This window comes from Exiguobacterium sp. UBA7533 (assembly GCF_002479335.1).
In the GTDB taxonomy this organism is placed as follows: domain Bacteria; phylum Bacillota; class Bacilli; order Exiguobacteriales; family Exiguobacteriaceae; genus Exiguobacterium_A.
Genome location: NZ_DLMP01000002.1, coordinates 105,182 through 124,470 on the forward strand (window position 1 = coordinate 105,182; position 19,289 = coordinate 124,470).

Consider the following 19,289-nt stretch of genomic DNA (forward strand, 5'->3'; position numbering starts at 1 on the left):
TTTTTCATGGTCGTTTCAGCGTCAAGACGACGAGTTCTGGATGATTGAACAGACGAAACGGAAACAGGCTGTTCCCAAGACCACGACTGACGATCAGTTCAGTCTGCTGTTCCTGATAGCGGCCTGCCGTCACGGTTGGAAAGAATCCTTGACCAGGCGCATACAGACCTTCCGTAAACGGTAAGCGGATCTGTCCGCCGTGGGCGTGACCGGATAAGACGAGATCAACGGAACGCTCTGCATACAAGGATTTATATTCCGGACGATGCGCAAGCAGGAGCTGGAACGCATCAGGCGATACGTCTTGCAGTGCTTGATCGAGACTTTGACGAATCCCATCCGGTTCTGATAGTCCTTCGCGCCAACGTGTCGTCGTCGGATCATCGATACCGAGTAACGAAATCGATTGTCCTTTATACTCGATGACACGCGTTTCATTCCGAAGAACGGTGACACCGAGCTGCTCAAGCTTCGGTAAAATCGTTAAATTTCGTCGGACTTCATGATTCCCGGTGACGAAGTAGACAGGGTATCGATCGACGAGCGCTTTCATGAGTGTAAGGGCAGCTTCTTCTCCGTTTCGCCTCGAGTCAATCAAATCGCCAGTCATGACGACGAGATCTGGTGATTTACGACTAATTTTTTTCAATAGTCGTTTTTGATCCGATCCGAACGTTTTGCCATGTAGGTCGGCGATTTGAACGACGCGATAGCCATCAAATGATTTTGGCAAGCGACCCGACGTGACTGTGATCTCTGAGACGTCGATGACGTTATTTTCACGATATAAAAACCAACTACCTAGCGCTAGAATCCCAAGGGATACGAGCCAATGTGTACGTTTTCGCATGAGTCACCTCATTTCTTTCTGTTCAGCATAATTCAGGATAACAAAAAAGACCTCCTTCCGTATGCGACGGAAGGAGGAGTTCAAAACAATTTAAGCATCTTGCTTCAAATCAGTTACTTCTTTTTGGGCATCAGGTTCATCTGATAACTCCTTAAATAGAGCGATAATCATCATACCGACGACGAAGATGAACGGAAAGGCGGCAAGAACTGAAGCAGCCTGCAAGGCGCTCAATCCTCCGGCATAAAGTAAGACAGCGGCAATCGAAGACTGGAGAACACCCCAAGCGAGCTTAATGCGTAAGCTTGGCATGAGACTACCACCAGACGAAAGCATCCCGAGAACATATGTCGCGGAGTCAGCCGAAGTAATGAAGAACGTCGTGATCAAGAAGACAGCGACGATACTGAGGAATGTGCCTAATCCACCGAATGTCTCAAACAGAGCGAACATGCCGGTTTCGACTCCTTTATCGTTAATCGTCGTGATCAAATTGACGTTTTGGAACAGTTCATTCCAAATTGCTGATCCGCCAAAAACAGAGAACCAAAGCAATCCGAAAATCGTTGGGACGAGCATGATTCCGATGACGAACTCACGAATCGTTCGTCCCTTCGAGACACGAGCAATAAATGTACCGACGAATGGTGACCATGAAATCCACCACGCCCAGTAGAAGATCGTCCAATCGTTGATCCAACCGCGTTCATCTGGATTAAAAGCAGATGCGCGGAAGCTCATGACTGGTAAATTTTGCAGATAAGCTCCTGTCGTTTGGACGAAGAGGTCCATGATGAAACTAAACGGTCCGAGGAAAAGGACGGCGACCATCAATAGAACAGCAAGAACAATGTTGGCGTTACTGAGACGAACGATTCCTTTATCAAGACCAGATGCGGCACTCATCATATAAAGGACCGAGACGATCACGATAATGATCATTTGTGTAGCAAATGAGTTCGGAATACTACTTGTCAAGAAGTTCAGTCCACCTGAGATTTGTTGCGCACCGAGACCAAGTGACGTCGCGACACCGAACGCCGTTGCGACGATGGCGAGTACTTCGACGGTACCTTTACCGGCTGAAGCGAACTGAGGCTTCATCAATGAAGCGACCGTGTCGCCAATCGTAGCAGGACGTCCTTTTCGGAATGTCGAGTACGCGATGGCAAGTCCGACGATCGCATACAAGGCCCACGGATGTAATCCCCAGTGGAAGAACGAATAGCGCATCGCGAGTCGTGCCGCTTCCGTCGGATCATCCGTTGCGACCGGCGGTGTATGGAAATGCGTCAAAGGCTCTGAGACACCCCAGAAGACAAGACCAATTCCCATACCAGCGCTGAAGAGCATGGCAAACCAAGAAATGAGACCATATTCAGGTCGGTCCGAATCCTTACCGAGTCGGATGGAACCGAAGCGGGAAAAGATTAAAAAGATAGCAATGATTAAAAAAGCACTCATGCCGAGAAGATAAAGCCAGCCAAATCCGCCAGAGACAAAGGATTGTGCTTTAGCTGTGACATTTCCGAGACTAGCTGCACCGATTAGGGATTCCGGTAAGATTCCCCATATGGTAAAGAGCACACAGAAAATGACGGATACCATAAAGACTTTTGTAATCTTACTTTTTCGATTATTTTCCATCGTGTTCCACACCTTCTTTCGAATTTTACATGGTTGTTCTGTATCAAATGATGACAACGACATTATCATTACCCCGTGCATCCGATAACAAAACCTAATCACGCAGGGTACTACCGTAACAAACACTTTGGTGAAAAAGCAAATCGTTTGGGAAATGAAACCATAGAAACTAGGGAATTACCAGAGAGGAAAGGTGTAAAATGGCGGATAATCAAATGTTTAAAATGATTTTTAAATAGTGAAAGGAAAGACGTTAATATTCTTATTTCCCGTTTTACTTAAAAACTAACGTAATGACTAATCTGAGCAAATCAGAGGCGGTCGGAAATTAGATTTGATATAACAAAAGCAGTCATCATTTTGAAGGAGGCATTTCCCATGGAAAAACAACAACAAAAACAAGCGATTCTCGAAGCATTTCAATCTCGTCATGCCACAAAAGCATTTAATGGTCAAATGATCCCAGAAGACGATTTCCGGTTCATTTTAGAAACGGCGCGTCTGTCACCGAGCTCGTTCGGATATGAGCCATGGAACATGCTCGTTATTCAAAATCCAGAAATCCGAGAAGCCTTAAAAGAAATTTCTTGGGGCGCACAAGGACAATTACCGACAGCGAGTCACTTCGTCTTGTTTCTTGCCCGTACCGGAGAACAAATGCAGGCAGATGGTCCGCATGTCACGCAGATGATGGATTTCCTTGGTCTATCCGAAGAAGCGAAAGCCGGACGGACGAAGCGTTACGGTCTGTTTTTAGAAGAGGATTTTGCGATCGGTGATAACCCGAAAGCGATGGAAGACTGGGCAGCTAAACAAGCCTATATCGCACTTGGGAACATGATGTCGACGGCAGCACAAATCGATGTCGATTCATGCCCAATCGAAGGATTCGACCAGCAAGCTGTCGAGCAATTACTCGTCGATCGTGGACTGCTCGATCGTTCTGTTTTCACGGTGCCGGTCATGGTCGCATTCGGTTACCGGGCAGAAGAACCAAAACGTGAGAAGCAACGTCGTCCGCTTGAGGAAATCGTGACGTTCGTCGAGTAAAGACGGAAGACAAAAATTTTCAAATTATATAGAAGTTTCTTTCGAAATTCGGTATACTCGCATTTGTATGATTAAGAAGCGCCGTAAACGCCACTCGCATACGAACAACTTTTGTCTTGATGAAAGAAAGGGGTTCTATCGCAAATGGAACAAAAATTAAAGTTATGGTTCACGGAACACCAAACGGAAGATTACGGTATCACATTCCGTGTCAACCACGTTTATGAGAGCGAACAAACGGAGTTTCAACGCCTAGAGATGGTTGAAACGGACGAGTTCGGTACGATGTTGTTACTTGACGGAATGGTCATGACGACAGATAAGGACGAGTTCGTTTACCACGAGATGGTCGCGCACGTCCCATTGTTCACACACCCGAATCCAAAATCGGTTCTGGTCGTTGGTGGAGGAGACGGCGGAGTCATCCGTGAAGTCTTGAAACACCCGTCCGTCGAAAAAGCTGTTTTGGTTGAAATCGACGGAAAAGTCATCGAGTATTCGAAAAAATACCTCCCGAACATTGCAGATGGATTGGACGATGCACGCGTCGAAGTCATCGTTGGGGATGGATTCATGCATATCGCAGAAGCAGAAAACGAGTATGATGTCATCATGGTCGACTCGACAGAACCAGTTGGTCCAGCGGTCAACTTGTTTACGAAAGGCTTCTACTCTGGTATTTCAAAAGCATTGAAAGAAGACGGCATTTTCGTCGCACAATCGGATAACCCATGGTTCACACCAGACTTGATCCGTGATGTTCAACGCGACGTCAAAGAAATCTTCCCGATCACGAAGCTCTACATCGCTAACGTTCCGACATATCCAAGTGGTCTTTGGACGTTTACGATCGGATCAAAGAAACACGATCCGCTTGCTGTCGTACCAGAGCGTTTCCACGAGATCGATACGAAGTATTACACGCCTGAGCTTCACACGGCAGCATTCGCGCTTCCGAAGTTCGTTAAAGATTTGACGAACGGCTGAGCTCAGTCACTATAGCACACATGAACAGAGCGGTTTCGATCTTCGAAATCGCTCTGTTGTCAGGTAAACAGGCGTTTGCACCAGCAAGCGGCAAATGAACAGGGGGAATGGATCATGCGTTTTGATGAAGCATATTCAGGAAAAGTCTTTATCGCGAGTCAACCGACTCACGAAGATGCAAAAGGAATTTTGTACGGCATGCCGATGGACTGGACGGTCAGTTTCCGTCCGGGTTCACGATTCGGTCCGGCACGTATCCGTGAAGTCTCACTTGGTTTAGAAGAATATAGCCCGTACTTAGATGGTGACATCGCTGACGCAAAATTGTTTGACGCGGGAGATATCCCATTACCATTCGGGAATGCACAAAAATCACTTGATATGATTGAAGAATACGTCGATTCGTTACTGACAGCAGGCAAGTTCCCGCTCGGTATGGGTGGCGAACATTTAGTCACGTGGCCAGTCGTCAAAGCGTTCGATAAACACTATGATGATTTTGTTGTGCTTCACTTTGATGCGCATACGGACTTGCGTGACGAGTACGAAGGTGAGCCATTGTCGCACTCGACACCACTCAAGAAGATCGCGAACTTGATCGGACCAGAGAACTGTTATTCATTCGGAATTCGTTCAGGGATGAAAGAAGAGTTCGAATGGGCGAAGACGTCAGGCTACAACCTCTTCAAATACGAGATCGTCGAGCCGCTTCGTCAAGTTCTTCCAACACTTGCCGGTAAAAAAGTCTACGTCACGATCGATATCGATGTTCTCGATCCGTCAGCAGCACCAGGGACAGGGACACAAGAAATCGGTGGAGTGACAACGAAGGAATTACTCGAAGTCGTTCACATGATTGCACGAGCAGACGTCGACGTCATCGGCGCGGATTTGGTAGAAGTATGCCCAGCGTACGATCAATCCGACATGACAGCGATCGCGGCAGCGAAAGTATTACGCGAAATGATGATTGGATTCATTAAATGAAAAAGCAAAAGAGACCGGACGTGATGTCGGTCTCTTTTGTTTTGCTCAGAAGAAGAACTGAATGACCCCGAACGCACCGAATCCGATGATCAGACTGACAGATGTCTATTGGACGACGCGCAGAACGGACGTCGCAATCTGGTGTTTAAGCAGGTGTGTGATGTTTGCCAGGATGCTCCCCCAGGTGGCAGAACCAAGAAAAATACCGATTAGAAACAAAACGGCATCCTGTCCGCTCGTCATCGGATTCAAGAACGTCAGAAGTAAAACGGACAGGTAGGCACTTAACCGTGACGAGGCTGTATCATAACTAACCTTCTTTTCAATTGATTTGTTATGTATTTTATTTCGAAAACAAAAAGAAGGTCAGTGTGTTTTCAAAACAAGTTCATAGCACACTGAAATCTTTACACATATACGGAAGTATCTTAAGTTTAAGATGTCACCACGACGGAAATATTCTGAAGTGTAAGAACATTGGTTTGAGAGCGATGTACATTTGACAATCAGAAAGGTGGAAAAAAGATGAAGAAACTCTTATCGTTTGTGACTGCTACGTTACTGTTTGCACTATTCGTGCTTCCGGTAGGCGCAGCAGATGACGCAATGGTTCGTGTCATTCATGCTTCACCAGATGCTCCGGCAGTCGATATCGCGGTCGATGGCAAAAAAGCCGTATCAGGAGCAAAATTCAAAGATGTTACAGATTACCTCACACTACCAGCTGGCGAACATAAAGTAGAAGTATTCGCTGCAGGAACAACAAAAGATCCTGTGCTCTCTCAAACACTCAATGTGGAAGCTGGTAAATTCTATTCTGTCGCAGCAATCGGTAAACTTGCTGATATTAAACTTGCTGTCATGGAAGACAACGGCAAAGGCGAAGACGGCAAATCAATGGTCCGTGTCGCACACTTTGCACCAGATGCACCTGCTGTTGATGTCGCACCAAAAGGTGGAGACCCACTCTTTAGCAACCTTGAATTCTCAAAAGTCTCTGACTACGGTACACTCGATGCAGGTACGTATGACCTCGAAGTCCGCCCTGCAGGCGCAACGGATGTCGTCAAAGCACTTGATGGCGTCAAACTCGACAGTGGCAAAAACTATACAGCTCTCGCAATCGGTTTACTAGAAGGCGAGCCAGCGTTTGATGTTCTCTTAATTCCAGATGGCGGTGAAATGGCATCAATGCCAGATACAGGACTTGGTGGTTCTGCTGATACGACTTCTGCTACACCATGGGCAGTCGCAGCAGCAGCTGCCTTGTTAGTAGGAACAGCGTATGTCGTCCGTCGTAAACAAAACGCTTAAGAGTAGTCTGCTTCTCTTACTCGTATTAGCCGGATGCCAATCGGGATCACCTCCAGGTACTACAAAGCCGGAAAAACCAAAACAAACTGAAACGACGTCTTCTTCGTCCACTCCATCCGAAATGGTGGACGAAGAAGCATTCATTCCAACGCGTATTATGATTCCGACGCTCGATGTGAAAGCAAACATCGAAGTCGTCGGGAAGGATAAGCAAGGACGGATGGATGTGCCAAAAAAAACGGATCAAGTCGCGTGGTATAAATACGGTGCGAAAGCCGGTCAAACCGGAAATGTCGTATTAGCAGGACATCTAGACGATGAAAAGGGACCTGCTGTCTTTTATGATTTAGCCAAGATGAAAAAAGGGCAACGGATTGAAGTGACAGGGAAAACAGGACAACAGGTGTCATACGTGGTGACGAACGTCATGTCCTATCCTGTCGATGAAGCACCAGTCGGATCAATCTTTGGTGCGACCGTCATGAACAAACTGACGCTCATTTCATGCATTGGTACGTTTACAAACTCAAAAGGGTACGATCAACGTCTTGTCGTCACGGCAGAACAAGACAATTAAAAAAACAGGTCTCTCACTTCGGCTATGACCGAAAAAGAGAGACCTGTTTTTTAGTGTGTTTCTGAAGCTGCGACAAGATCCGTCGTCAGTGTCGTCAAGCCTTGCGTCGTTTTACTGAGACCTTGGATCGTCTCGACGATTTGTCCAAGGTTTTCTTTATTACGACCAAACAACGTCAGTGAGTTTTCCATTTCACTCTTAACGGTTTGGATTCCTTGTTTGACTTGTTGTAATTCTTGCTGAGATGCAGTATTGGCGCGTGTGATGTCTTCCATCTGAGAAACCAGTTGTGTAATGTTGCCATTGTTCTTTTGAATCAGACCATTGATGCTGCTACTTAATGACTTGGCATTTTCAGCAAGGTTCCGGACTTCCGTCGCTACGACAGCGAATCCTTTACCGTGTTCACCGGCGCGGGCTGCTTCAATCGAAGCATTTAACGCGAGTAAGTTCGTTTGATTGGCGATCGCTTCGATGCTTTGTGTCATCTGGACGATCTCATCCGACGTCGTTTTCAATTCGTGGATGCTTTCAAGCGAAGTACCAACTTGTTGTGTTGATTGAGCGAATTGTTGCTCCATCTGTTGCATCTGTCGTTCGTTAGCAATCGTCATTTGGACGAGTTGCTGGCTCGTCTGCTCCGTCTGATCTGTTTCTGCCAACACTTGTGAAGCACGTCGGCTCGTTTCGATGATGGCATGATCCGTATGTTCGACGGAGCTTGCGACTTCTTGACTGACACGAACGACGTCTGTCAGCAGTTGACGGCGCGACTCGTTCGCTGCCGTTACTTCATGAAGACGAGAATCGACGTACTGACTCGTTACGATTTGAGCATCTAAGTTCATCGCGTGAGTCAATGCAAGCACGGCTGTTGTCAGTTGCGCTGGGTCATGCTGATAATGTTCGACGATTTTAGGAATCAACAACGTCTGAAACGCAGCATATGAAGCGATGAACCAAGTGACGGGAACGAAGTTGTGTTTATGCGTCTGTCCCATCCGTGTCCGCATCGCAAGGAAGGATTCATCCATGTTTCCTGTCAGAAGACTCGTGAAGTAGTCCGCAAAGACTTTTTTCAATCGTTCGCGTGTCGATGATTGTTTCGCGATCGTTGCCATCTCTGGATTCAATAATAGATGGTCAAGCACTTGCTCGAGGACCTCATCTAAGATGCCTTGAACGACAGGTGCCATCGATTTAAGTGTCTGTAGCTGTTCTTCTGTATACCCCATGTATACGAGACGAGATGTAAGATCAGGATCTGCCGTCTTCGTGATGAGATGAGAATCAGGAAAGCCGATTGTAGCTTGATAAACCGAAGTAGTCTTACTTTTAAAAGGATTGCGCACGTAGTTGCCTCCAATACTCAAGATGTGAATAAAATGATGTCTGTTTCTTATCGGTTCATCTTGACGAAGCGATACTGGTTTTCGAAAAAAAGACGAGAATATTGAAAAACATTGACCGGAAACAAAAAAACTCATGGCAAGTGCCATGAGGAGAATGAAAAAAGACAGGATTAGACCGGTTGATCTTCCTGGAATGCTTTTTTGGCGTCCACGATCGAGCGCATTCGTTGAACGCAGGTCTGAACGAATTGAATATCGATGGAGGTGAAACGGGTGACAGGTCCACGAGCTGACTCGGCACTGAATGTGAAGGTTCCGAGATTCCAAAGTTCGATTTTGAATCGTTTTCCTTTGTTGTCGTCGAAGTGTTCTACGAATTCGATTTGCGGTACCATACGAACCCCTCCTTACTCCGTATATTCCCGCTTTTCAAAAAACAAAAAAGCCAAACTGCGTGTTAGAAGCAGTTTGGCATGGATGTTTAAGCAGTCGGCACATCATAGCCGATCTCTTCGATTGCATCGACGAGGCGCTCACGAGGAACGTCTTCATGCTGTACCGTCACTTGATTTTGTTCCAGTGAGACAGTAGCATGTTGTACACCTTCGACTTCAGATAAAGCTGATTCGACACTCGCTTTACAGTGATTGCATGTCATACCGATAACAGATAACGTTGTTTCTTTCATGATGAAGTTCCTCCTTCAGATAGTGGGGTACGTTTTAATCGTAACGCATTCGTCACGACAGAGACAGAACTGAATGCCATGGCGGCGCCCGCAAGCCATGGAGCAAGCAGACCAAGAAAAGCAACAGGGATGCCAATCGTATTGTAGCCGAGTGCGAAAACGAGATTTTGACGAATGTTTTTCATTGTCTGCTCACTTAGTTCGATCGCAAGTAAAACTTGTTTTAAATCGTGTCCAAGCAACGTCACGTCGGCTGCTTCGAGGGCGACATCTGTGCCGCTGCCGAGCGCGATGCCGACGTCCGCCGTTACAAGAGCGGGAGCATCATTGATACCGTCTCCGACCATCGCGACACGTTTCGTTTGTTGAAGTGACTGAATGACATCTGCCTTTTCAACAGGTAAGACGTCAGCAAAGACGAACGCTCGATCAAGTCCGAGTTCTTCTGCTAGATGATCAGCAACTTCACGACGATCACCGGTCAAGAGATACACGTCCTTAGTCTCTCGCAACCGCTGGATTGTTTCTTTCGCTGAATCTTTTAACGCGTCACGGATGGCATATCCGGCAGCGACTTCTCCATCGACGGCGACATACACGAGTGTCGCTCCGAGTGACGTCCAGTCAGGAAGGGCGATGTTTCGTTCCTGAATCATTCGCGCTGAACCAACGATCAAATCATGTCCCATGATTTGTCCTGTGATCCCACGTCCTGATTCGACATGGAACTGTTCGATATCAAAAACGACATCCCGCTCTGCTGTGATGGCACGGGCAAGAGGATGTTCGGATTGACGTTCGAGCGCGGCAGCGAAATCGAGCGCTGTCTCCGTGCCAAACGTCTCGACGACGACAGGGCGACCGACTGTCAGTGTTCCAGTCTTATCAAAGACGACAGCATCGACATGTTGGAGGTTCTCCAGTTGAGCACCGCCTTTAAAGAGAATCCCTCGTTCAGCGCCTTTTCCGGTTCCGACCATGATTGAAGTTGGTGTTGCGAGTCCGAGTGCACACGGACAGGCGATAACGAGAACCGCGATGGCAGGACGAATCGCTTCTGCAAAGGAACCGGTGAACATCCACCAAGCGGCTAATGTCAGAAGCGCGATGGCGACGACGATCGGTACGAACACACCAGAAATCCGATCGGCTTGGCGCTGAATCGGCGCTTTTTCGGTCTGCGCTTGCTCGACGACGCGAATGATTTGTGCGAGAACCGTTGCTTGCCCGATCTTTGTCGCCTCGATTTGCAAGGAACCGTTCGTATTCAGCGTACCACCAATGACGGATGCGCCAACAGTCTTATGAACAGGAACGGATTCACCGGTCAACATCGACTCATCGAGATACGCATCACCTGCGCGAACAATACCGTCTGTCGGAATTTTATTTCCGGGTTTTACGAGCAACACCATCCCGGCTTGGATCGCCTCAATTGAAACGATCCGTTCCTGCCCATCTTCCAAAACGATGGCTTCTTTCGCTTGTAAGGAAAGCAGACTTTTAATCGCTCCTGTCGTCTGTTGTTTCGCACGGTCTTCGAGAACCTTCCCAAGCAAGACGAGTGTAATCAGAATCGCACTTGTCTCAAAGTAGAGGTGTGGCATATCAGAGACGAACAGCATTTCAGCAACGGAATAGAAGTAGGCTGCCGATGTCCCGAGCGCGACAAGGACATCCATGTTAGCACTCCCGCTCCGTAAGCTTTTATAAGCCCCGCTGTAAAAGGGCGCACCGATGATGAATTGAACCGGTGTCGCTAAAGCAAATTGTAGCCACGGGTTCATCAAGAATGGAAGATGGAATGGACTATTCGGAATATGTGTCAGCATGCTCGCGAGCAAAGGGAGCGAAAGAACGGCTGCGATGACGAAGCGATACAGCATCCGACGATTCGATTTTGTTGCGTGTGGTGCTTGTTTGACCGTGGCCTCGTAGCCGATTTTGCGAATTTTTTCGATAATCGCTTGATCATCATAGGCATCAGAAATCGAGACACGAGCCGTCTCGAGTGGTAAGTTGACCGTTGCTTCGACGCCGTCCATCCGGTTCAGGACTTTTTCAATCCGAGCGGAACAGGCGGCACATGTCATCCCTTCAATATCAAACTCAATCGTTTTTGACATCAGAAAACCCTCCTTACTTTTTCAGACGGGCAATGACTGCCATCAACTCATCGACGTAAGCGTCCGTACTGTCTTGACGAGTCGCGACCTCATGCATGCACATTTTGACGTGGCGTTCGATGATTTGCAGTTCGACTTGCCGCAAAGCTGCTTGAATCGATGCGGTTTGCGTCAAAATGTCGATACAATACCGGTCTTCAGAAACCATGTTGGCAATCCCGCGGACCTGTCCTTCGATACGCTTTAATCGTTTCATTAAAGCGTCTTGTTCTTCATGTGTTCGTGGGACGACAGGGTGATCGTGTGCCATAGTCGTGCCTCCTTTAGTAATCTTGTTGTTATCTTTACTCTAACATATAGGTATGGGGGGTACCAGTATATAGCTCAAACAATAAAAAAAGCAGTCGCGAGAGACGACTGCTTTTGCACTTATTGATTGGAGACTTGCGGTTTGACGATCGTTTCGTTCAATGAGCGTTGATCGCTAATGATGTCTTCAGCTTGTTTCGCCCGTTTAATGAAGAAGGCGAGGACGAATGCTAGACCAGCAATGAACGTCGAGATGAAGAATGCATAGTTGATTCCGTCAAGCGTCGCTTGCATCGTAATCTGCTGTTTTAAAGCAGCAGCTGCTTCAGCTGTCGGTTGACTTGTCATGTTCTTCGCCGCTTCGGCCGCGAGCTCTGTGCCACGAGTCTTAGCATGCGTTGACATGATCGTAACAAGCAACGCCGTTCCGATTGCACCAGATACTTGTTGCAACGTATTGTTCATCGCTGTGCCGTGTGGATAATAGCGTGTTGGTAACTGATTCAAACCGTTCGTTGAGACCGGCATCATGACCATTGACATCCCGAACATCCGTAACGAATACAGGATGATCAGATGGGTATACGTCGTATCCATCTCAAGTTGACTGAAGTAATAACTCGTGACGACTGTGATGAACAAACCAGTCAATGCAAGAGGACGACCACCGATCTTATCAAACAGCTTCCCGTTGATCGGTGACATGACGGCCATTAAGATGGCACCCGGTAACAGCATGAGACCCGCATCAAGTGGTGAAATACCGCGAATCGTCTGGACATAGATCGGAAGCAATAACATGCCCGAGAACATCGCCATCGTGACGACCATCGAGATCGCAGAAGACAAGGCGAACATCGGGTAACGATAAATCTTGAAGTTGAGCATCGGACGTTCCATATGCAGCTGACGATAAATGAATGTCACGAGTGCGATGACCCCGACGATCAGTGCTCCATAGACGTGGAAACTATCCCAACCTTTAGAGCCAGCAGAACTGAATCCGTACAATAAGCCACCGAAACCAAGTGACGAAAGTGCAACGGAAGTCAGATCGATCCGAGTCGCAGACCGTTCCTTGACGTCACGAAGCAAGAAGAAACCAGCGACGAGAACGATTAAGGCGATTGGTGTGATGAAGTGGAACAGCATCCGCCAATCATAGTGCTCGATGATCCAACCGGATAACGTTGGTCCGATCGCTGGAGCCCCCATCATAATCAATCCGAAGAAGCCCATCGCAGTCCCGCGTTTTTCAATCGGGAAACTGACGAGCATGACGTTCATCAGTAGCGGCATCATGATGGCAGAACCCGACGCTTGAATCATCCGTCCTGCGAGCAACACAGGGAAGACGTCTGCGAATCCGGCAAGAATCGTTCCGGTCGAGAAGAGAGTCATCGCGAGTAAGAACAAGCGACGAACCGAATACTTTTGAATCAAGAAAGCAGATGTCGGAATTAAGACACCATTGACGAGCATGAAACCAGTCGACAGCCATTGAGCAGTAGCTGGTTCGATCGCTAGATCCTTCATGATTGAAGGAAGGGCGATGTTGAGCAAGGTATTATTTAAGAAAGCGATGAATGCCCCGATCATCAAAACGGCGAGGATGCCGTAAGGAGCTCGAGCTGTGTGAGTTGCACTTTGTTGCATGAATATCCTCCTAACTAAACTAACGGTACAGATTTCTATACGGTCGTTCTATCTGTAGTTTATCTTAATCCGATTTAGTTCGAATTACAAATAATAATAGCTAAGAAAGGTAATTTTATTTTTTATGTAGTTTTGAAAGCGTTTTTCTAAATGAGGAAAATGATTCGTAGGAAATAAAAAAGCGCAATCCTTCTCGTTAGAGGAAAATTGCGCTTTGTCTTCAGTTTGAAACAGCCAGAAGCTTGTTTCATAGTTAGCGTTACTGAACGTTCGTTTCGAGTGCATCCTTTGTAATGTCGTAGTGAGATGCTGTCCAGACAGATTTGCCGTCCTGAATGAAAAGAACTTGTGGCGACTCATGTCGGACATTATAGTGTTCAGCGATGTGATTCGATAAGGTCCGAGCTTCTTGGACGAAGAGATATGCTGTCGGAACAGAGGTTTCATCCGCGAACTTCGTATACTCTGAGAATCCTGCGGCACTGATCGGACATGTCGTACTGTGTTTGCAAATCACGAAAGCGCTATGTTCGGACGCAAATTGATCAAAATCAGAAATAGACTGCAGTTTACGTGGTTGTGTCATAATATATCACCCTCCATACGTCCGGAGACGTTCACTTAACTTTAGATTTTCCCGGTAATCGACCGGACAGTCAATCAATACGGGTCCATCGCTCGCGAAAGCTTGATCAAGACAATGGGCAAGCGAACCGTGTTCACCGACGCGAAGTCCAAGCGCACCGAAAGCATGAGCCAGTTGAACGAGATCCGGATTATCAAAGGTGATGTACGATGATTTTCCATATGCTTGTTGTTGTTTCCATTCGATGAGACCATATGTCCCGTCTCGCCAAATTAATACGACGAGTGGCAGCTTCAAACGAACGGCGGTCTCGAGGTCCTGACCGTTCATAAGAAAAGCTCCGTCTCCAGCGGCGCAGACGATACGTCGGTCGGGGTAGAGAAGTTTGGCTGCGAGTGCACTCGATAAACCATAGCCCATTGAAGCAAACCCATTCGAAATGAACAATTGATCTGGATGTGTCGTTTGATAATGGCGAGCGAGCCAGACTTTATGTGCTCCGACATCCGAGAAAACCATTCCGGCTTCACCAACCGTCCGTTCGAGCTCACGAACGATGCTTTGAGGATGTAAAGGGAGCGCGAGGGAATATGTTTCTTGAATCTCTTGGCGCAACTTATCGCGATTCCGTTGCCAACCGTTCCAGGAACGCTTTGGAAGCAGTGGTGTCAAAACGGTCAATACATCTGAAAGATTGCCGACTAGATTTGCAACGACTGGATAGTAGGCATCGATTTCGTGAAGGTTCGTATCCAGATGAACGACCGGCGTCTTTTTCGGATTCCATTTTTCCGGGGGCAGTTCCGTGATGTCATAACCAATCGTAATGATTAAATCACTCGCATCAAGAATTCGTTGGTTGTAATCAACATCCGGCAAACCGATCGTATGCGCGGCAAGCGGATGTTGTGAGGAGATGGAGCCTTTTCCCATCATTGTCTCGACGACCGGAGCATCCAGCTGTTCGACGAATGCCCGAAACGCCTCAAGTGCGTGTTGACGGTGAATCCCGAAACCGGCAATGATGACAGGACGTTGCGATCGCTCGATCAATCGTAAAACGTCCGGATCATCAATCGTCAACGGATGAAGATATGTCGGAGCACTGTCGTTTTTGACAGGAGTCACAGGTTGATCTCGTTCTTGTTTTGCGACGTCTTCTGGGAAAGAGATATGCGTCGCTCCCGGCTTTTCGCTCTGTGCCGTCGCAAAGGCACGACGGACGATTTCCGGAATCACTTCTGGTGTCAGAACGGACGTACTTGACTTCGTGACCGGACGATATAGATCAACGAGATCAAACATTTGATGCGACGCTTTATGTTGCCGTGATAGTGCTCCTTGTCCTGTGATGGCAACGACAGGAGAATGGTCCATCGTTGCACTCGCAATTCCCGTCATCATGTTAGTCGCACCAGGACCAAGCGTCGATAAGCAGACACCCGGTCGTCCACTCAGGCGACCGAACATCGCTGCCATGAACGCAGCGTTCGTTTCGTGACGCGTCGTGATGAACGTGATCGACGAACGACTAAGTGATTCGAGCAATGTGATGTTCTCTTCACCGGGAACACCAAAGATATGCGTGACTCCCTCTGCCTCTAAACATTGAACGAACCAATCCGCCGCGTTCATGCTAGTCCACCGATTGAGATGTATTTTGTCTCGAGATACGCTTCGAGTCCTTCACTACCGCCTTCGCGTCCAAGACCGGATTGTTTCATTCCACCAAATGGTGCTTGTGCAGCAGAAGGAACCCCATCATTCCAGCCGACGATTCCATAATCAAGCCCTTCGATTGCACGAATGGCACGCGCGTAATCCTTCGTAAAGACGTATGAAGCGAGACCGAATGGTGTCTGGTTGGCGTAACGAACCGCTTCTTCATCAGAACTGACACGCTGGACGGGAGCGACAGGTCCGAACGTCTCCTCGTTCATGATCAACATGCCGGGTTTTACGTCAGCGAGCACGGTTGCTTCATAATAATAGACATCGTTCTCCTCGTCCGTTGTTCCTGTTCCACCCGTGACGACACGAGCACCGGCTGAAGTAGCGTCATCGACATGTTTTTTAACTTTATCGTAACCCGCTTTATTAATCATTGGACCGATCTTTGTTTCGGCATCCAGACCGTTCCCGGTTTTCAATTTTGCCGTCTCCTGACCGAGTTTTTCAACGAACGCGTCATAAATCGAATCAGATACATAGATCCGGTTTCCGCAGACACACGTCTGTCCGCCGTTTCGGAATTTCGACTTGATCGTCTCCGCAACAGCTAAATCGAGATCGCAATCATCAAAGACGAGAATCGGTGCATGTCCGCCGAGTTCAAGCGACATCGCTTTGATCGTCTCTGCTCCTTGAGCCATCAGTGTCCGTCCGACTTCGGTCGAACCAGTGAAGGTGATCTTATCGACATGCGGATGTGTCGCGAGTGATTCACCGAGTGCTTTCCCGCTACCTGTAACGGCATTGACGACGCCTTCTGGAATCCCGACTTCCTGACAAAGTTCAAGTAAACGAAGTGCTGTTAATGGAGTCGCGGTGGGTGGTTTGATGACGAACGTACATCCGGCAACGAGAGCCGGAGCCAATTTTCGGGTAATCATGGCTGCTGGGAAATTCCATGGTGTGATCGCGGCGACGACACCAACCGGTTGTTTGATGACTTGAAGTCTTTTAGAAGCATCGTGTGTCGGTATGACACGTCCGTATGCCCGTTTTCCTTCCTCTGCGAACCATTTGACGAAGTTTGCCGCATACTGGACTTCACCTTCTGATTCAGCCAGCGGTTTCCCCATCTCAAGCGTCATTAACCGGGCGAGTTCATCTTTTTTCTCGATCATTTTGGCATAGAGTTTTTCCAAGAGTTCAGCGCGTTCATATACTGTCCGCTTCGACCATTCTGGAAAAGCCTTCCGTGCTGCTTCGACAGCATCATTGACGTCTGATTTTGTTCCGTTTGGTACGCTACCGACGACTTCTCCGGTTGCTGGATTCGTGACATCTGTCCGTTCTCGTCCGTGATCCAGCCATTGTCCACCAATAAAGAATTGTCCCTTCATCTTGAAAATCCCCCTTTTTTACGTGCATTGGTTAGGGTATACCCGAACGAATAAAAAAAGATTCATTTTGGAAAGGAAAGGTTATGCAAAAAGGTAGAAATTGACCGATAAACAGTGTAGGATGATTCAGTAAATGTAATGTAAATTCAACTGAAATATTCGATGTAAACGAAGAGTGATCCCCATTGATGTGAAATGGTGAAATCATCCTCGAGACATTGACTTTAAAAGTGGATTTGATAAGATAAAAGTAAAGGGTTTGCGCAATCGGTTGCGCAAAACAAAATGAAGGACGAACAAATATACCTAACTCCTACTAATGACTCACCTACGAGAGGATTTCTAACACATGACACAAATGATACCGCGCCCTGAGACGGCCCAACAAACAATTACACGAGCTTGGTGGAAAGAAGCAGTAGCATACCAAATCTATCCACGCAGCTTTTATGACGCAAATAACGATGGAATCGGCGATATTCCGGGTATCATCGCAAAACTGGATTACTTGAAGGATCTTGGCGTCGACGTTTTGTGGATTTGTCCGATGTTCAAGTCACCGAACGATGATAACGGATATGATATCAGTGACTATGAAGACATTATGGATGAGTTCGGAACAATGGCAGACTTCGATCTCTTAATGGAAGAAGCGCATAAACGAGACATCAAAGTGTTACTTGATCTCGTCGTCAACCACACATCTGATGAACATCCATGGTTCCTTGAATCGCGTTCGTCAAAAGACAACGAGAAACGCGATTGGTACATCTGGAAAGATGCGATCAATGGAGGAGAACCGAACAACTGGGAAAGTATCTTCGGTGGATCAGCATGGGAATATGACGAGAAGACTGAGCAATACTTCCTGCACGTCTTCTCCCGTCGTCAGCCAGACTTGAACTGGCAAAACCGCGATATGCGTCAAGCGGTCTATACAATGATCAACTGGTGGCTTGATAAAGGCATCGATGGTTTCCGAATCGATGCGATCAGTCACATCAACAAGGATCAGTCGTTCGGCGATCTCCCGAACCCACTTGGTATGCCGTATGTGCCGTCGTTTGACATGCATATGAACGTCGAAGGCATCCATGCGTATCTTGAAGAGCTAAAGGATGAGACATTCTCGAAATACGATATCATGACTGTTGGGGAAGCAAACGGCGTCTCGCCGGAAGAAGCAGACCTTTGGGTCGGAGAAGAGAACGGCAAGATGAACATGGTCTTCCAGTTCGAGCACATGGATCTCTGGCGCGCAGATGCGGAAAAAGGCGTCGACGTCGTCAAACTGAAACAAGTGCTGACGAAGTGGCAAAAAGGTCTTGAAGCGACCGGTTGGAATGCGTTGTACCTCGAAAACCACGATAAGGTTCGTTCGGTCTCCCTTTGGGGTGACGAGGAACAGTACTGGAAAGAGAGCGCGAAGTCGCTTGCGATGATGTATTTCTTCATGCAAGGCACACCGTTCATCTATCAAGGTCAGGAAATCGGGATGACGAACGTTCAGTTCCCGGACATCGCGGATTATGATGACGTCGCGACGAAAAACATGTATGAGATGCAACTCGCTTCCGGGAAGACACATGAGGAAATCATGGAAGTCATCTGGAACTCGTCCCGCGATAACTCACGCACACCGATGCAATGGACGAACGAGCAAAATGGTGGCTTCTCGAATCAATCCCCATGGTTCGGTGTTAACCCGAACTACGCGGACATCAATGTCGCGTCACAAGAACAAGACGAAGACTCGATTTTGAACTTCTATAAACGAATGATTCAAATCCGTAAGATGGAAGAGACATTGATTTATGGTGCGTATGATCTCATCTTACCGGAAGATACGAAAGTCTATGCCTATACACGGACGCTTGGTGACGAACAGTTCTTGATCGTTACGAACTTAAAAGGCGAAACAGCAGAAATCGATACGGATATCATCTTGCATTCGGATAATATGTTGCTTGGCAACTATCCGACGATGCACCACGAAGGAACAGAACTGGAACTTCGTCCATTCGAAGCTCGTCTGTACCGTGTGCGCTAATATGTTTTGAACGGATTCGAAGTACATCGAATCCGTTTTTTT

At 47.4% G+C, this 19,289-nt stretch carries 17 protein-coding genes; 6 read left to right on the top strand and 11 right to left on the bottom strand.

The window, feature by feature from the left end; genetic code table 11:
• Window positions 1-4: 4 nt before the first annotated feature.
• Together B2U10_RS04660 and B2U10_RS04665 are read right to left on the bottom strand one after the other, a co-directional pair.
• Window positions 5-850, bottom strand: coding sequence for a metallophosphoesterase (locus B2U10_RS04660; protein ID WP_290785944.1), 846 nt, complete (start codon window positions 848-850; stop codon window positions 5-7).
• A 90-nt stretch (window positions 851-940) separates the two neighbouring features.
• Entirely contained in the window at window positions 941-2,497 is a 1,557-nt protein-coding gene (locus B2U10_RS04665; protein WP_290748276.1) for a BCCT family transporter, read from the bottom strand.
• A gap of 378 nt (window positions 2,498-2,875) precedes the next feature.
• On the opposite strand from B2U10_RS04665, the gene B2U10_RS04670 reads away from it, so the two are divergent.
• The 5 genes from B2U10_RS04670 to B2U10_RS04690 all read left to right on the top strand — a co-directional run bounded on the left by B2U10_RS04670 (window position 2,876) and on the right by B2U10_RS04690 (window position 7,412).
• Window positions 2,876-3,547 (top strand): NAD(P)H-dependent oxidoreductase, encoded by a 672-nt coding sequence (locus B2U10_RS04670; RefSeq protein WP_290748274.1) that lies wholly within the window; start codon window positions 2,876-2,878, stop codon window positions 3,545-3,547.
• A 144-nt stretch (window positions 3,548-3,691) separates the two neighbouring features.
• Complete coding sequence (speE, locus tag B2U10_RS04675; protein ID WP_290785947.1) at window positions 3,692-4,534, top strand: polyamine aminopropyltransferase; 843 nt, start codon at window positions 3,692-3,694, stop codon at window positions 4,532-4,534.
• Window positions 4,535-4,648: 114 nt separating this feature from the next.
• A complete protein-coding gene (gene speB / locus B2U10_RS04680) occupies window positions 4,649-5,521 on the top strand; it encodes an agmatinase (RefSeq protein ID WP_023466800.1) in 873 nt (290 codons plus the stop codon).
• A gap of 525 nt (window positions 5,522-6,046) precedes the next feature.
• Window positions 6,047-6,835, top strand: a complete 789-nt coding sequence (locus B2U10_RS04685) for a DUF4397 domain-containing protein (RefSeq protein ID WP_035411338.1) — start codon at window positions 6,047-6,049, stop codon at window positions 6,833-6,835.
• Window positions 6,807-7,412 (top strand): class F sortase, encoded by a 606-nt coding sequence (locus tag B2U10_RS04690; RefSeq protein ID WP_052019137.1) that lies wholly within the window; start codon window positions 6,807-6,809, stop codon window positions 7,410-7,412. The genes B2U10_RS04685 and B2U10_RS04690 overlap by 29 nt, the downstream gene beginning before the upstream one ends.
• Before the next feature lie 50 nt (window positions 7,413-7,462).
• Here B2U10_RS04690 and B2U10_RS04695 read toward each other — a convergent pair whose 3' ends face one another.
• The 9 genes from B2U10_RS04695 to B2U10_RS04735 all read right to left on the bottom strand — a co-directional run bounded on the left by B2U10_RS04695 (window position 7,463) and on the right by B2U10_RS04735 (window position 17,197).
• On the bottom strand, window positions 7,463-8,764 hold the full coding sequence (locus B2U10_RS04695; protein WP_056064050.1) for a globin-coupled sensor protein: 1,302 nt from the start codon (window positions 8,762-8,764) through the stop codon (window positions 7,463-7,465).
• A 170-nt stretch (window positions 8,765-8,934) separates the two neighbouring features.
• Window positions 8,935-9,159: a hypothetical protein gene (locus B2U10_RS04700; RefSeq protein ID WP_035411332.1), complete on the bottom strand. Its 225-nt coding sequence runs from the start codon at window positions 9,157-9,159 to the stop codon at window positions 8,935-8,937.
• A gap of 86 nt (window positions 9,160-9,245) precedes the next feature.
• A complete protein-coding gene (locus B2U10_RS04705; RefSeq protein WP_023466808.1) occupies window positions 9,246-9,452 on the bottom strand; it encodes a heavy-metal-associated domain-containing protein in 207 nt (68 codons plus the stop codon).
• Complete coding sequence (locus tag B2U10_RS04710; RefSeq protein ID WP_035411329.1) at window positions 9,449-11,578, bottom strand: heavy metal translocating P-type ATPase; 2,130 nt, start codon at window positions 11,576-11,578, stop codon at window positions 9,449-9,451. The genes B2U10_RS04705 and B2U10_RS04710 overlap by 4 nt, the downstream gene beginning before the upstream one ends.
• Before the next feature lie 13 nt (window positions 11,579-11,591).
• Window positions 11,592-11,888 (bottom strand): metal-sensitive transcriptional regulator, encoded by a 297-nt coding sequence (locus B2U10_RS04715; protein WP_035411326.1) that lies wholly within the window; start codon window positions 11,886-11,888, stop codon window positions 11,592-11,594.
• Window positions 11,889-12,007: 119 nt separating this feature from the next.
• A complete protein-coding gene (locus B2U10_RS04720; protein WP_290748258.1) occupies window positions 12,008-13,543 on the bottom strand; it encodes a DHA2 family efflux MFS transporter permease subunit in 1,536 nt (511 codons plus the stop codon).
• Between the two features lie 259 nt (window positions 13,544-13,802).
• Window positions 13,803-14,129, bottom strand: a complete 327-nt coding sequence (ytxJ, locus tag B2U10_RS04725; RefSeq protein WP_035411320.1) for a bacillithiol system redox-active protein YtxJ — start codon at window positions 14,127-14,129, stop codon at window positions 13,803-13,805.
• A 6-nt stretch (window positions 14,130-14,135) separates the two neighbouring features.
• Window positions 14,136-15,764 carry an acetolactate synthase large subunit gene (locus tag B2U10_RS04730; RefSeq protein ID WP_290748253.1) on the bottom strand — a complete coding sequence of 543 codons (1,629 nt, stop codon included), beginning with the start codon at window positions 15,762-15,764 and terminating at the stop codon, window positions 14,136-14,138.
• Window positions 15,761-17,197 (bottom strand): NAD-dependent succinate-semialdehyde dehydrogenase, encoded by a 1,437-nt coding sequence (locus tag B2U10_RS04735; RefSeq protein WP_035411314.1) that lies wholly within the window; start codon window positions 17,195-17,197, stop codon window positions 15,761-15,763. Before B2U10_RS04735 ends, B2U10_RS04730 begins: the two co-directional genes overlap by 4 nt.
• Window positions 17,198-17,546: 349 nt before the next feature.
• Between B2U10_RS04735 and B2U10_RS04740 the strand changes: the two genes are divergently transcribed.
• Entirely contained in the window at window positions 17,547-19,247 is a 1,701-nt protein-coding gene (locus B2U10_RS04740) for a glycoside hydrolase family 13 protein (RefSeq protein ID WP_290785954.1), read from the top strand.
• Window positions 19,248-19,289 lie beyond the last annotated feature (42 nt).